A 14,483-nucleotide genomic window follows, 5' to 3' on the forward strand; every position below is an offset into this window, starting at 1 on the left:
ATCGAGCTTGAGTTGCTTCAGCAGCAGCTTCTGGTCGGTATTGAGCTCAGTATAGCGGCTGAGGATCAGCATGCGTCCGTCGGTTGTCGGGAAGTGCACGTCGAGCATCTGCACCGCGGCCACGCCCCCCTCATTCAGCGGCGGATCGCGTAGCTGCGGAAGCATCTCTCGACGAGATGGGCGCAACGGCCCGTCTTTACTTGGTGGCCGCGACCTCGCCGGCGGCCTCGCTGTCGATCGGCAATGAGAAATACTCTACCCGCCTGGATGGCTTGTTGTTCAACAGCAGTCGCGTAACGTCCGGCCGTGAATAATGGCCGGCAGGATCGGCGGCATTCTTGGCAATCCCGATCATGCCAAGGTCGATGTCGGCGTAAAGCAGGCCCTCCTGATCCGGAGGCAGTTTCTCGGCCAGCGGGGAGCCGTCGGGTCCATAAATCACAGCATATCCGCCGCCGGTGTGAAGCAGCGCATTCTTGTCCGGGGTGTCGCAGATTTCATCGATCATCGCCTGCGAGACCGTCGCGCACGGCGCCAGCACGAAGCAGGAGCCCTCAACCGCGTAGATCTTGCTGGCGGCGTTGTTGACTTCCGCACCCAACGCATGAGCGAATGGGTCATAGAGCGAGAAGCTCGGCCATGCCGCGACATGCACCTGCTCGTCCTGCGCATACATGGCATATTTCGACAGCGGCTGCAGATGCTCCCAGCAGCAGAGCGCGCCGAGCCGGCCAATGTCAGGACGCGCGTGAACCGCGAGATCACTGCCGTCGCCGTCGCCGAAAACCGTTCGTTCGGCGTGAGTCGGGCGAAGCTTGCGGCGCCTGGCGATGGTTTCGCCATCGGGTCCGATCAGCCACTGGCCCAGATAAAGGCTTCCGCCGCTTCTCTCGGACAGTCCGAGAACCGCGGTGATGCCCGCGGCCTTGACGGCCTCGCGCAGCTTTTCCGCCTGGGCGCTCTCGTAGGACAAGGAATTATCGAAATAGCGTTGCACAAAGCCACGACCGATCGCCCAGGCCGGCGCCCCCATCCAGATGTACCAGGGATATCCGGGGACGAAGGCCTCGGGAAAGGCGATCAACTTCGCCCCATTCTCTGCCGCCTCGTTGATCAGGGCGATGGTTTTCCCAATTGTCGCATCGAGGTCCAGCCAGACCGGCGCGGCCTGTACGACAGCTACCTTGTATTTCTGGTGTTGAACGCCCATCGAATTACTCCCTCGCGGACTGGAAGCCGTGGGGGGACGATTTGGCTCCACCCCCGGGTTATGGCGCCCAAATCTAGCGCAGCGCCGCACGCGCGCTTGCCCGAGATGGAAGAAAAATTTGACCCACGAGGAAGCCAGCGCGCCGCGCCCGCCATCGGCGCTTCCGGAAGCTGCCTTGTTTCCGCAGCGCATGAGCCCTATGTTCACTGCTTGTTGCGCTTGGCTGACGGCCCGGGGCTGGCCCATCCGCGCAGGCCCAAGCGGCGATAGCATCGTTCTGATCGTGAAAGGAGTTACTTCCATGACCGTTCGATACGATACCGCTTCCGAGCCGGCGGGTCGGCGCCTTGCGGTGTGGCAGGATATCGTTTGCGACGTTTTCGTCCAGCTCGATTGCAAATCCGATCTCGATGACTTTCACGGCTCCGTGGCGCAATCAAAACTCGGCGAGTTGTCGCTGACGCGGGTCGATGCATCCCGGCAAAGGGTATTCCGAACGCCCTCGCGGATCGCGCGGGCGAAGGAGGATTATGTGCTGTTCGCGTTCGGCGCGACCGGCGTCGGCGGCGTCATTCAGGATGGCCGCGAAACGCTGATCAGGCCGGGCGAGTTCGCCTTCTATGATACGACGCGCCCCTACGAGCTCTCTTTCGACGCGGATTTCTCGCAGAACATCCTGCAAGTCCCCCGCAAGCTTGCACAGGACCGGATCGGACCGGTCGATGATCTGACCGCGGTGACATTCTCCTCCGACCAACCGCTGCATCGGATCGTGTCTGATTTCGTCACCGGCCTGGCGCAGGTGATCGAAGCGATCGAGGTTTCCGCTGCCGAGCGGCTGTCCTGTCAGGCCCTCGAATTGGTCGCGATCGCGATCGGTCAGTCGGCACAGATGCGCCGGCCTTCGGCCCATGGCTCGGCCATGCTCTATCGACTCAAGGCCTATATTCGCGACCGCCTGCACGATCCACGGCTTTGCCTCGCCGACACGGCAGCGGCGCTTCGCATATCGCCGCGATACGTCAATCTATTGCTGGAAGGACAGAATGAATCATTCGGCAGGTACCTCCTTGCGCGCCGGCTTGAGGCCTGTCGCCGCGATCTCACCGATCCTGCGCTGGCCCACAGGCAGCTGACCGAAATCGCCTTTGCGTGGGGCTTTAACGATCAGTCCCACTTCAGCCGATCTTTCAAGGAAAGGTTCGGCGTTTCGCCCCGTGACTATCGCAGCGGTGTGACCGCCAAACGCAACCCCTCGCGTTAGCGCTTCTGGAGGATTCCCGATGGTTTTAGGCGCCAAGACTGCAGGTGCTCGCGACATCGGCGCTGCGCCGATCGAAGTGATTTCGACCGGAGCTGCGCTGGGTGCCGAGCTGCGCGGGCTCGATCTTCGGGCTATCGACGTATCGCAGTTCAAAGCCATCGAGCGCGCCTGGCACGACCATCAGGTCGTCCTGGTGCGCGGCCAGTCGCTCAGCGACCAGGACCTCATCGCGTTCAGCCGCCGCTTCGGCGACCTCGACTGGGCGCCGGTGCAGGAGACCGGCCGGCGCTTCGTCGAGGGGCTGCCGGAAATCTACATCGTTTCGAACGTGATCGTGAACGGTCAAGCGATCGGCAGCTTGGGGGCCGGCGAGGCCGTATGGCACACCGACATGTCCTATCTCGACGTGCCGCCGATGGCGAGCATGCTGTACGCGATCGAGGTGCCGCCATCAGGCGGCAACACCTCGTTTTGCAGTATGTATGCGGTCTACGAAGCCCTGCCCGACGGCTTGAAAGACCGGATTGCTGGTCTGAAGATCAAGCACGACGGCACCTACAACAGCGGCGGTTATCTGCGCCAGGGCGTCACCGCAACCGACGATCCACGGACCTCGCCGGGCGCCCTGCATCCTTTGGTCTGCACCCACCCCGACACCGGGCGGCCCATGCTCTATCTCGGCCGCCGGCGCAATGCCTATCTCGCGGGGCTCGACCTCAGGCAATCCGAGGCGCTGCTCGACGAACTCTGGGATTTCGTGGCGCGCCCGGAATTCGCCTGGGAGCACGTCTGGCGGGTCGGCGATCTCGTGCTATGGGACAACCGCTGCACCATGCATCGGCGCGATCCCTTCGACGCCTCGGCACGCCGCATCATGCACCGAACGCAGATCAAGGGCAGCGCGGCACCGGTCTGATGGCAAGGGTGATGGCTAGGCTCAGCGTCTCCAACGCGGTCCTGCTGATCATCTGCCTGATGTACCTGATCCTCTATGTGGACCGGGTCAACATCTCGACGGCCGCGCCCCTGATCAAGGCGGAATTCGACTTGAGCAATAGGCGGCTCAATGCACTTCAGGCCGGCTCCGCCGTAGCTGCGCCAGGCCATACGAGCGCCTCCCACTCCCTGGCCAGTCTCGCGAGTGCGTCGGCAAGCGGCGACACCGAATAGCGGCCGTCGGTCTCGGTAAGCAGATCGAGACGCTTCAGGCGCGCCAAGGCGTCGTCGATCTCGAAGTCGGTCGAGACGCCGAACACGCGCGCCAGCACTTCGGTGATGCGCGCGGCGAGCGCCTCGCGCGTCAGGGGCGCGGCCGCCGTCAGCAGGCCGTGATAGGCCAGCAGCGCTTCTTTCCAATCCTGCTCCTCCGCCTCGCCGACGATGTAATTGAAGATGCCGGAGTTATTGTTGACATTGCGATAGTAGATATTGTCGGTGAGTTCCTTCTGATGGATCAGCGACTGGCGGTGGAAATTTCCCCATTGCCGCAACAGGAAGGCGCCGAGCGCAAACAGGCCGCTGAGCGCGGCCAGCGCCCGCTCCGCGTCGTGATCGCCGATCGTGCCGGTGAGACCGAGATAGAAGGCTATGACCAGAAACAGCACTGTCACCGTCGAGGCGAGCTTGATCAGGATCGGGATGCCGCCGACAAGGGCCGGTACGCCCAGCGTGACATGGTCGGTCCAGCTCATCACGACGCGCACATTGGGAAACAGCGCTTTGAGATCGGCGCGGGCGATGTGGCGGAAATACTTGAACAGAACCGCGCCACCGCGGATTTTCCGCCGGCCGCGCCTTTTGCTCGCGCGTGGCTTGCGGGTATCGGGCGGCGCCACGCCGTCAGGCCAGGTCGCGACCATCAGCACCACGTCGTCAAAGACCTCGACCTGAAGTGGACGCCGGCGCAAACCGAACCAGTAGGGAACGTCGATGGTCTCGGTGTGATGGCCGCGGCGGAACATGCGGACGTCGCGAAAGTCCTCGACCGGCGCCTTGATCTTGACGCGCACCAAAGCCCGCTCGGCAAAGGCGCGGGTGATCTCGCCATGCGTGATCTCGATGAAGTTGGCGTCGGTCAGGATGCGGACGAACTCTTCGCTCAGGCTGCGATAAGCCGCTTCGGGATCCCTGGCCGGGCCGCAAACCAGCGGATCGACCTCCGGGTCGAAGTGAGAATACAGCTCGCGCAGCCGGTCAAGCTCTTCAAAATATTGGTAGTGAAAAATAGCCCCGAGCACCCGGGCCAGTTGCCTGAACCCGGCCTGCTTGGCGTCGGCAAGGCGGCCCTCGGCGACGAGCCCCTCGATCATATCCGATTTCCGCACCGGGATGACACGATCCCGCTGCACTGGCGCGCCCGCTTCGTCCACCCCGTTCACGAAACCATCGCCCGCACTGTGATAACCATCGCTAAGGCTTCATCTTGCGGACCCGATCTGGAACGAACGGCACGCTTCGGGTATTCCGCACATGGACATTCTGGTACCACAGGACACGTGATAAAGGGTGAGGAACGCGACGGCCATAACTTCTATCCCGAAAACACGACTTCATTGCAATGCGAGGCTGAAGGGTCGCCTCTTTCCTGGTCCCAGAGCCGGCTGTCGCAAAATCCCGCCCGGATCGCCGACCGACCGCCGATTTGCGGGGGATCGAAATGTTGTGAGTGGCGTTATGCCTTGGGGGTGAGCACATTCTCTTGAGCGGGCGCGCGTAAGGATTTGTTGACAAGGTTGGGCGTCTCGCCGGAAAAGGTGCCGGAACCTTAAGAGTGGACCGGCTCGAACAGAAGACAGGGCATCATGAATCCCGTCAAAGCACTCGAAAACCATGGTCAGGCTGTCTGGCTGGATTTCCTGGCCCGCGGCTTCGTCGCCAATGGCGACCTGCAAAGGCTGATCGACAGCGACGGCGTCAAGGGCGTGACGTCCAATCCGTCGATCTTCGAGAAGGCTATCGACAGTTCGGACGAATATGACAGCGCCGTCGGCAAGGCGCTGAAGCAGGCCGACCGTCCGGTCGCCGAACTGTTCGAGCAGCTCGCGGTCGAGGACATCCAGCATGCGGCGGATGTGCTGCGCCCGGTTTACGATCGGCTCAGGGGCGAGGACGGTTTCGTCAGTCTGGAGGTGTCGCCTTATCTGGCGCACGATACCAAAGCCAGCATCGTCGAGGCCGAGCGGCTGTGGAAGAACGTCAAGCGGGGAAATCTGATGGTCAAGGTGCCGGCGACGGCGGAGGGCCTGCCCGCGATCCAGCATCTGATCGGCGAGGGTATCAGTATCAACATCACGCTTTTGTTCTCGCAGAAGGTCTATGTGCAGGTTGCGGAAGCCTATCTGGCGGGCCTTGAAAAATATGTTGCCGGCGGCGGCGATCCCTCTCATGTCGCCAGCGTCGCCAGTTTCTTCGTCAGCCGGATCGACAGCGCGGTCGACAAGCAGCTCGATGAGAAAATCGCGCGGGCCAACGATCCCAGCGAGAAGGAACGGCTTTCCGCGCTGAAGGGCAAGGTCGCCATCGCCAACGCCAAGCTCGCCTATCAGGAATACAGGCAGCTGTTCTCCGGCAAGCGCTGGGAGAAACTCAAGGCAAAGGGGGCAAAACCGCAGCGATTGCTGTGGGCCTCGACCGGCACAAAAAATAAAGACTATAGCGACGTGCTCTATGTCGAGGAACTGATCGGCTCCAACACCGTCAATACCATGCCGCCGGCGACCCTGGACGCCTTCCGCGACCATGGCAAACCGCGCGACAGTCTTGGGGAAAATATCGAGCAGGCAAGGCATATCCTCGCCGAGCTGGAAAAATCCGGCATTTCGCTTGATGCGATCACCGCCGATCTGGTCAAGGATGGCGTCAGGCAATTCGCCGACGCCGCCGATAAGCTTTATGGGGCGGTCGCGCACAAGCGCGCCAGCGTGCTCGGCGGCAGCATCGACCGGCAAAGTCTGGCGCTTGGCGGCGACATCGGCGCGGCGGTCGAGAAGGCCACCGAGGAATGGCGCGCGGCCGCCCGGATCCGAAGGCTCTGGCAACACGATAAATCGGTCTGGACCGGGACCGACGAGGACAAATGGCTGGGCTGGCTGAACAGCGCGGCCAAAGCCGACATCGCCGACTACGAGGACTTTGCGCAGAAAGTGAAGGGACAAGACTTCTCCGACGCCGTCGTGCTCGGGATGGGCGGATCGAGTTTGGGGCCGGAAGTGCTGGCGCAGACCTTTGCCAGGAAGCCCGGCTTCCCGAAACTGCACGTCTTGGATTCCACCGATCCGGCGCAAGTGCGCACCATGGAGGCATCGGTCGACCTGGCACATACCTTGTTCATCGTCTCCAGCAAGTCTGGCGGCACCACCGAGCCGAACGTGATGAAGGACTATTTCTTCGCCCGGGTCTCCGAAACGGTCGGCGCGGACAAGGCCGGCCATCGCTTTATCGCGGTGACCGATCCCGGCTCCTCGCTGGAGCAGCTAGCCAAGAAACAGGATTTTGCCCGCATCTTCCACGGCGACCCGACCATCGGCGGACGCTATTCGGTGCTGTCGCCGTTCGGCCTGGTGCCGGCCGCGACAGCCGGCATCGATCTGCGCGCGCTGTTGAGGCACACTTTGGCGATGGCGCGTTCCTGCGGACCGGATGTGCCGCCGCATGAAAATCCCGGCGTGCAATTGGGCCTTGCCATGGGGCTCGCCGGCCTCGAAGGCCGCGACAAGGTCACTATCCTATCGTCGAAGAAAGTCGCCGATTTCGGCGCCTGGGCCGAACAGCTGATCGCTGAATCCACCGGCAAGGACGGCAAGGGCCTGATCCCGATCGACGGCGAACCGCTGGCTGAGGCGGCGCTCTACGGCAAGGATCGGTTCTTCATCGACATCAGGACCGAAGCCGAGCACGACGCCGCGCATGACGCGCAACTGGCCGCGCTGGCACAGGCCGGCCACCCCGTGATCCGCATTGTCATGAAATCGATCGACCATATCGGCCAGGAATTTTTCCGCTTCGAGATGGCCACCGCGGTCGCAGGCGCGGTGCTCGGCATCAATCCGTTCAACCAGCCCGACGTCGAGGACGCCAAGATCAAGACCCGGGAATTGACCGCGGCGTTCGAGAAATCCGGCGCGCTGCCGGCGGAAAAGCCGGTGATGTCTTCGGCGCGGGCGGACCTGTTTACTGATGAGGCCAATGCCTTAGCCTTGCGCAAGGCCGGCGCCGACGGCGATCTCGGCTCCTGGCTGAAGGCCCATCTGGCCCGCTCCGGCACGGGCGATTATGTGGCGCTGCTCGCCTATATCGAACGCGACGCCGCGCATATCGACGCCTTGCAGCGCATGCGGCTTGAAGTAAGGGCGAAGCGCCATGTCGCGACCTGCGCCGAATTCGGTCCGCGCTTCCTGCATTCCACCGGACAGGCCTACAAGGGCGGTCCCGACAGCGGGGTATTTCTGCAGATCACGGCAGACGATGCCAGCGATCTCCCGGTGCCCGGTCAAAAAGCCAGCTTCGGCGTAATCAAGGCGGCGCAGGCCCGCGGCGATTTCGACGTGCTGACCGAACGCGGCCGCCGTGCGTTGCGCGTACATCTCAAGGGCGACCTCAAGGCGGGTCTGAAGATGCTCGACGCTGTTTTCGCGGAGGCGCTGAACTAGGAGTACACAAGAATGCAGCTCGGCATGATCGGCCTGGGGCGGATGGGCGGCAATATCGTGCGGCGGCTGATGAAGCATGGCCACACCACGGTGGTCTACGACAAGGACCCGGCAGCAATCGCCGCCATTGCCGCCGGCGGCGCGCTCAGCGCCGGCGCCTTGGAAGATTTTGTCGCCAAACTGGAAAAGCCGCGAGCGGCATGGGTGATGCTGCCGGCGGGCAAAATCACCGAGGCGACCATCGATGCGCTATCGAAACTGATGGAACGTGGTGACGTCATCATCGATGGCGGCAACGCTTTCTGGCAGGATGACGTGCGCCGCGGCAAGGCGCTGAAGCAGCGGGGCATTCATTATGTCGACGTCGGCACGTCGGGCGGCGTCTGGGGCATCGACCGCGGCTACTGCATGATGATCGGCGGCGACAAGGCCGTGGTCGACCGCCTCGATCCGATCTTCGCCGCGCTGGCGCCGGGCATCGGCGACATCCCACGCACCGCCGAGCGCGAAGGTCGCGATCCGAGGATCGAGCAGGGCTACATTCACGCCGGCCCCGTCGGCGCCGGCCACTTCGTCAAGATGGTCCACAACGGCATCGAATATGGCCTGATGCAGGCCTACGCCGAAGGTTTTGACATTTTGAAGAATGCTGATATCGACGCCCTGCCCGCCGAGCACCGGTTCGATCTCGACATCGCCGATATCGCCGAAGTCTGGCGGCGCGGCAGTGTGATCCCCTCATGGCTGCTCGATCTCACCGCCTCAGCACTTGCCAAAAACCCTGGCCTCGAAAGCTACTCGGGATTTGTGGAAGATTCCGGCGAAGGCCGCTGGACCGTCAATGCCGCAATCGACGAGGCCGTGCCCGCCGAGGTCCTGACCGCGGCATTGTTTGCCCGCTTTCGCTCGCGCCAGCAACATACCTTCGCCGAAAAGATACTTTCCGCGATGCGCGAGGGGTTCGGCGGCCACAAGGAACCGCAACAGCATCCCACGCCTGCGCGACAGAGCGCACCCGAGATCGTCAAACCAAAGGCCTAAACCTCCGTGACCGACGCCCATCCCCCGCAGAAAAAACCCGAGTCCTGCTCGTTCGTGATCTTCGGCGTCACCGGCGACCTGACGCACCGGCTGGTGATCCCTTCTTTGTATAACCTCGCGGCGGCCAATCTTTTGCCCGACAAGTTCTGCGTGGTCGGCATCACGCGCAAAGGCATGTCGAACGATGCCTTGCGCGACAGCCTGCTGAAAGGCCTGCACCAATACGCCACCCGCCCGGTGGACGATGCGGTCGCCGAGCGCCTGCTCGAATGCGTCACCAGCGTTGAGGCCGATCCGCGCGATCCGGCCTCGTTCGATGCCTTGCGGGAACGACTCGAGAAGCTGGAAGCTAACCGCGCGACCGGCGGCAACCGGCTGTTCTATCTGGCGACGCCGCCAACGGCCTTCGCGCCGATCAGCCGCGAGCTCGGCCGCACCGGAATGTTGAAGGAAGAGGAAAGCGGGCCGTGGCGTCGGCTGGTGGTCGAAAAGCCGTTCGGCACTGATCTGGCCTCGGCCAAGGCACTCAACGAAGAACTGCTGAAAATTCTCACTGAACACCAGATCTACCGGATCGATCACTACCTCGGCAAGGAAACCGTCCAGAACATCCTGGTGCTGCGCTTCGCCAATGGCATGTTCGAGCCGATCTGGAACCGCAATCACATTGACCACATCCAGATCACCGTCGACGAGAAACTCGGCGTCGGCCACCGCGGCAGTTTCTACGACGCGACCGGCGCGCTGCGCGACATGGTGCCGAACCACCTGTTTCAATTGCTGTCGCTGGTCGCGATGGAGCCGCCGGCGCGGTTCGACGCCCATACGGTGCGGTCGGAAAAAGCCGAAGTGCTGGCGGCGATCCAGACCCAGAGCGAGGCCGAGGCGCTGAAGAATTCAGTGCGCGGCCAATACACGCGCGGCAGGATCGGCGACGCCGAGATTTCCGATTACGTCGAGACCGAGGACGTCAGACCCGGCAGCACCACCGAGACCTATGCGGCGCTGAAACTGACCATCGACAACTGGCGCTGGGCCGGCGTACCCTTCTATCTGCGCACCGGCAAGGCGCTCGGCATCAAGCGCACGGAGGTCGCGATCAAGTTCAAGCAGGCGCCGTTCGCGATGTTCAGCTGCACCGCGGTGGACCGGCTGTCGCAGAATTATCTCGTCATCTCCGTCGAGCCGACCGAGGGCATCACGCTGCAGTTCAACACCAAGGTGCCGGGGCCGACGATCGCGATCGACGGCGTCGAGATGAAATTCCGCTACAAGGATTACTTCAAGGTCGAGCCCGCCACTGGCTATGAGACCCTGATCTACGATTGCATGATCGGCGACAACATCCTGTTTCAGCGCGCCGACAGCGTCGAAGCCGGGTGGCGGGCGGTGCAGCCGTTCCTCGACGCCTGGAAGAAGGCGGGCGCCGCGGGGCTTGAGAAATACCAGGCCGGCAGCGAAGGTCCTGATGGCGCAGAGGACTTGTTCAGGCGCGACGGTCGCGGCTGGCGCAAGCTCGGTTAGACCAGATGGCCAGGCATCACCAGTTCAGGGCCAAAGTGATCGCGGTTTCCGATTCCGTTGCGCTGGCGAATGCCGCCGCGGATCGCATCGTGGCCAGGATCGCGGCGAATGGCGGCCGCGTCGCCATTTGCCTGGCCGGCGGCTCGAGTCCAAAGCAACTCTATGGCCTGCTCGCGACCGCGGCGTGGCGTAAGCGGATTCCGTGGCACCGCGTGCATTGGTTCATCGGCGACGAGCGTTTTGTCGCCGCCGGTGATCCCCTCAACAACATGTCCATGGCGCGAAGGACCGTTCTGGACGCTTGCGCGCCTTCTGCCAACATCCACCCGATAACCACCGACAGTCCTGATCCCGATGCGGCCGCAGGCCGTTACGAACGCGAGTTGCAGGCGTTCTACGGGTCGCAAGAGCTGGATGCCCTCCGGCCCTTATTCGATGTCGTGTTGTTGGGAGTTGGGCCTGACGGCCATACCGCTTCGCTGTTTCCCGGCCGTCCGGCCATCGAGGAGACCGAGCGCTGGGTGGTCGGCGTTGACATGGCGCCTGTCGAACCGTTGGTGCCACGGGTGACATTGACATTGCCGGCGCTTGCATCGTGCCGGGAAATGCTGTTCGAGGCCGCAGGCGCCGAAAAACGCGCGATCTTGGCGCGCGTGCTCGGCGGCGAGAACCTCCCCGCAAACCGCGCGCACTCCATCGGCGAGACCGTCTGGCTGGCAGATCAAGCCGCGCTTCCGGAGGATTTCAATGGCCAGTGACCCCGCCAGGATGCCCTGCGCGCTGATCGTGATGGGCGTGTCCGGCTCCGGCAAGAGCACAATCGGGGATGAACTGGCCACACGCTTGAGCTTTTGCTACGAGGACGGCGACAAGTTCCATCCCGCCGGCAATGTCGCGAAGATGAGCGCTGGCCAGCCCTTGACCGATGAAGATCGCCGGCCCTGGCTGCAAGCCATCGCCGACGAGATCGACCGGGTCTGCGCGGCCGGCCGGCATGCCGTCATCGCCTGCTCCGCGCTGAAGCGCGCTTACCGCGACATTCTCGTGCACGGACGGAGCGATGTCCGCATCATCTTTCTCGACGGCACCCATGACTTGATCGCCAACCGGCTCGCGCAGCGGAAGCATCATTTCATGCCGCCGGAACTGTTGGCGAGCCAGTTCAAGACGCTCGAGCCGCCAGACGCCGGCGAACATCCCATTACCGTGTCGATCGACGCCCCGGTCGCCTCCATCGTCGATGACATCGTGCATCAACTCAGGCTAAGTCCGACACGCAGCGACGCCGCTGGCAGGAACCCCTCATGACACCCATTGCTCTCGTCGTCTCCGATGTGGACGGCACGCTCGTGACCAAAGACAAGACCCTGACCGATGCCGCCAGGGCAGCGGTGCGGCGGCTGCATCTGGCTGGCATTGGCTTCACCATTACTTCCAGCCGACCGACCATCGGCATGCGCTTCCTGATCGAGCCGCTTATGATCACGCTGCCGGTCGGGGCCTTCAACGGCAGTTCGATCGTCGATCCGCAGATGAACCCGATCGAACAGCATTTGATCCCGGCGTCCGCGGTCGAGCGCAGTATCGGCCTGTTGACTGATTTCGGCATCGATATCTGGCTGTTCACCAACGATAAGTGGCTGACCCGCAACGCCCAGGGCGAATACGTGCCGAATGAACAGCGCACGATCCGGGCCGATCCGACCATCGTGATGGATTTTTCGCCCTATCTGTCGGCCGCCTGCAAGATCGTCGGCTCCAGCGCCGATGCGGCGCTGCTGCAGCGCTGCGAAATCGAGATGCAGAAAATCCTGGGCGCGCAGGCGACAGCGGCGCGGTCGCAAAGCTATTATCTCGATATTACTCCACCCGGCTGCGACAAGGGTACCTTCGTTCAGGCAATGGCTAGGCGGCTCGGCATTTCGACCGATGCGGTCGCCTCCATCGGCGACATGCAGAACGATCTGGCAATGTTCAAGAAGAGCGGCCTGTCGATTGCGATGGGCAACGCCACCGACGACGTCAAGAAAGTCGCAACGCATGTCACGACGTCGAATGAGAACGAAGGTTTTGCCGGTGCGATCGAGATGATCATGAAGAACAATGCGGCGTGAAAATTGACGTGGCCGCGAAATTGCCTTTTTTATGCAACTCTCTCGCTGCAACGTCCCGGCCAAGCGAAGCGCGAGCCAGGATACATGCTTCGTGACCTGCCGCTAAGGCGCCGCGGCAGTTGCGTTTGCTAATTTGTTTCACGGCCCTCCTCGTTGCGACCGCTGCATCGCCGGCGCTCCGGAATGTCGATCCTCGTTGATCCATGTCAACGATTATGGGCGGCTGTGATGGTTCGCAAACAAGGAGATAAACGGGTTTGCCGCTCATGTGACCGCAACATCACGCCCGTTCGCATCGGCGTTTGGTTCGCCACGCCGTTCCCAGACATGATGCAGCTTGAAAGGACAGTGCCGTGAACATCAGAAGCATCAAGGCCCATCTCGTTGGCGGTGGTATCGGCTCGCTGGCGGCGGCTGCTTTCATGATTCGGGACGGCGGCGTGCCGGGCGGCCATATCACGATCTACGAAGCCATGAATGTGCTGGGCGGAAGCCTTGATGCCGCCGGCGACCCCGAGGCCGGATACCGGCTGCGAGGCGGGCGCATGCTGACGACGGACAACTATGAATGCACCTGGGGCCTCTTCAAAACCATCCCGTCCCTGGTCAATCCCGGCAAGACCGTGTTCGACGAGACCATCGAGTTCAACCAAGAGATCAAGGCCCATTCGCGGGCGCGCCTGGTGGACCGCAACCGCGCCGTCCTCGATGTGAGCTCGATGGGCTTTTCGACGAAGGATCGGGTGGAGCTTGTTGAAATCATGCTGGCGAGCGAACAGAAACTGGGGACGGACTGCATCTCCGACCGGTTTTCTCCGGAATTCTTTACGACCAGGTTCTGGTACATGTGGGCGACGACCTTTGCCTTCCAGCCCTGGCACAGCGCGATCGAGTTCAAGCGCTACCTGCACAGGTTCATCAAGGAGTTCAGCCGCATCGAAACCCTCGCAGGGGTGAAGCGGACAATCTTCAATCAATATGACTCGCTGGTTCGTCCGCTTCAGGCCTGGCTGCAGGCAAAAGGAGTCCAGTTCCAGAGCGGCTGTACCGTTACCGATCTCGACCTTGAGTCCGGCGACGGCAAGGTTGTCGTCCGGGCGATCCGCCTCAGGCGCGCCGGAAGGACCGAGACTGAGACTGTTGCGGTTGGTGCCGATGACCTGGTGTTCTTCCAGAACGCCTCGATGACCGACGCGTCGAGTTTCGGGTCGATGACGCAAGCGCCCGCCCATCTGACCAAGCAAGAAAGCGGCGGCTGGTCGCTATGGGAGAAACTGGCGCAAGGCCGCACCGATTTTGGCAAGCCTTTGGCCTTCAATTCCAGCATCCCCGAGTCCTATTGGGAATCCTTCACGGTGACGCTCAGGGATACGGTTTTCTTCGACAGGATGGAGGCATTTTCCGGCAACAAGGCGGGAACCGGCGGCCTCGTCACCTTCAAGGATTCCAGCTGGTTGATGTCGGTTGTTCTGGCCCATCAACCGCATTTCGCCAACCAGCCTGCAGATGCCTGGGTGTTCTGGGGCTATGCGCTGCATCCCGACCGGGTCGGGGACTTCGTGGCGAAGCCGATGTCGGACTGCAATGGCGCCGAGATTCTCCACGAGCTTTGCGGCCACCTCAATCTCGATCGCCAGATATTTGCCGGCGCGATCTGCATTCCCTGCCGGATGCCCTACATC

At 62.4% G+C, this 14,483-nt stretch carries 11 protein-coding genes; 9 read left to right on the forward strand and 2 right to left on the reverse strand.

Annotated elements, in window-relative coordinates:
* Positions 1 to 196: 196 nt before the first annotated feature.
* Positions 197 to 1,210, reverse strand: a complete 1,014-nt coding sequence (locus tag ABSG20_RS14830; RefSeq protein WP_423865254.1) for a carbon-nitrogen hydrolase family protein — start codon at positions 1,208 to 1,210, stop codon at positions 197 to 199.
* Positions 1,211 to 1,511: 301 nt separating this feature from the next.
* Here ABSG20_RS14830 and ABSG20_RS14835 point away from each other — a divergent pair, with 301 nt between their 5' ends.
* Positions 1,512 to 2,474 carry an AraC-like ligand-binding domain-containing protein gene (locus ABSG20_RS14835; RefSeq protein WP_423865255.1) on the forward strand — a complete coding sequence of 321 codons (963 nt, stop codon included), beginning with the start codon at positions 1,512 to 1,514 and terminating at the stop codon, positions 2,472 to 2,474.
* A 19-nt stretch (positions 2,475 to 2,493) separates the two neighbouring features.
* Positions 2,494 to 3,390 carry a TauD/TfdA dioxygenase family protein gene (locus tag ABSG20_RS14840; protein WP_423865256.1) on the forward strand — a complete coding sequence of 299 codons (897 nt, stop codon included), beginning with the start codon at positions 2,494 to 2,496 and terminating at the stop codon, positions 3,388 to 3,390.
* A gap of 157 nt (positions 3,391 to 3,547) precedes the next feature.
* On the opposite strand, the gene ABSG20_RS14845 is transcribed toward ABSG20_RS14840, so the two are convergent.
* Positions 3,548 to 4,783 carry a TMEM143 family protein gene (locus tag ABSG20_RS14845; RefSeq protein ID WP_423865257.1) on the reverse strand — a complete coding sequence of 412 codons (1,236 nt, stop codon included), beginning with the start codon at positions 4,781 to 4,783 and terminating at the stop codon, positions 3,548 to 3,550.
* A 492-nt stretch (positions 4,784 to 5,275) separates the two neighbouring features.
* On the opposite strand from ABSG20_RS14845, the gene ABSG20_RS14850 reads away from it, so the two are divergent.
* The 7 genes from ABSG20_RS14850 to ABSG20_RS14880 form a co-directional block, all read left to right on the forward strand.
* Complete coding sequence (locus tag ABSG20_RS14850; RefSeq protein WP_423865258.1) at positions 5,276 to 8,122, forward strand: bifunctional transaldolase/phosoglucose isomerase; 2,847 nt, start codon at positions 5,276 to 5,278, stop codon at positions 8,120 to 8,122.
* Positions 8,123 to 8,134: 12 nt separating this feature from the next.
* Positions 8,135 to 9,163, forward strand: a complete 1,029-nt coding sequence (gnd, locus tag ABSG20_RS14855; protein ID WP_423865259.1) for a phosphogluconate dehydrogenase (NAD(+)-dependent, decarboxylating) — start codon at positions 8,135 to 8,137, stop codon at positions 9,161 to 9,163.
* A 6-nt stretch (positions 9,164 to 9,169) separates the two neighbouring features.
* The gene (gene zwf / locus ABSG20_RS14860) at positions 9,170 to 10,687 is read left to right on the forward strand and encodes a glucose-6-phosphate dehydrogenase (protein ID WP_423865260.1); all 1,518 of its coding nucleotides are present in this window, start codon (positions 9,170 to 9,172) and stop codon (positions 10,685 to 10,687) included.
* A 5-nt stretch (positions 10,688 to 10,692) separates the two neighbouring features.
* The gene (pgl, locus tag ABSG20_RS14865; protein WP_423865261.1) at positions 10,693 to 11,445 is read left to right on the forward strand and encodes a 6-phosphogluconolactonase; all 753 of its coding nucleotides are present in this window, start codon (positions 10,693 to 10,695) and stop codon (positions 11,443 to 11,445) included.
* Positions 11,435 to 11,995 (forward strand): gluconokinase, encoded by a 561-nt coding sequence (locus ABSG20_RS14870; protein WP_423865262.1) that lies wholly within the window; start codon positions 11,435 to 11,437, stop codon positions 11,993 to 11,995. The genes pgl and ABSG20_RS14870 overlap by 11 nt, the downstream gene beginning before the upstream one ends.
* Entirely contained in the window at positions 11,992 to 12,801 is an 810-nt protein-coding gene (locus ABSG20_RS14875; RefSeq protein WP_423865263.1) for a Cof-type HAD-IIB family hydrolase, read from the forward strand. Before ABSG20_RS14870 ends, ABSG20_RS14875 begins: the two co-directional genes overlap by 4 nt.
* Positions 12,802 to 13,154: 353 nt before the next feature.
* Positions 13,155 to 14,483 (forward strand): oleate hydratase (locus ABSG20_RS14880; protein ID WP_423865264.1); only part of this gene is annotated, 1,329 nt, incomplete at its 3' end.

Source organism: Bradyrhizobium sp., from assembly GCF_049512235.1.
In the GTDB taxonomy this organism is placed as follows: domain Bacteria; phylum Pseudomonadota; class Alphaproteobacteria; order Rhizobiales; family Xanthobacteraceae; genus Bradyrhizobium.

Excerpts from the sequence above, each read along its gene's own strand:
- ABSG20_RS14850 (WP_423865258.1), top strand. The coding sequence starts at position 5,276 with ATGAATCCCGTCAAAGCACTCGAAAACCATGGTCAGGCTGTCTGGCTG.
- ABSG20_RS14840 (WP_423865256.1), top strand. The coding sequence starts at position 2,494 with ATGGTTTTAGGCGCCAAGACTGCAGGTGCTCGCGACATCGGCGCTGCG.
- ABSG20_RS14845 (WP_423865257.1), bottom strand. The coding sequence starts at position 4,783 with ATGATCGAGGGGCTCGTCGCCGAGGGCCGCCTTGCCGACGCCAAGCAG.
- pgl (WP_423865261.1), top strand. The coding sequence starts at position 10,693 with ATGGCCAGGCATCACCAGTTCAGGGCCAAAGTGATCGCGGTTTCCGAT.
- gnd (WP_423865259.1), top strand. The coding sequence starts at position 8,135 with ATGCAGCTCGGCATGATCGGCCTGGGGCGGATGGGCGGCAATATCGTG.
- ABSG20_RS14835 (WP_423865255.1), top strand. The coding sequence starts at position 1,512 with ATGACCGTTCGATACGATACCGCTTCCGAGCCGGCGGGTCGGCGCCTT.
- ABSG20_RS14830 (WP_423865254.1), bottom strand. The coding sequence starts at position 1,210 with ATGGGCGTTCAACACCAGAAATACAAGGTAGCTGTCGTACAGGCCGCG.
- ABSG20_RS14870 (WP_423865262.1), top strand. The coding sequence starts at position 11,435 with ATGGCCAGTGACCCCGCCAGGATGCCCTGCGCGCTGATCGTGATGGGC.
- ABSG20_RS14875 (WP_423865263.1), top strand. The coding sequence starts at position 11,992 with ATGACACCCATTGCTCTCGTCGTCTCCGATGTGGACGGCACGCTCGTG.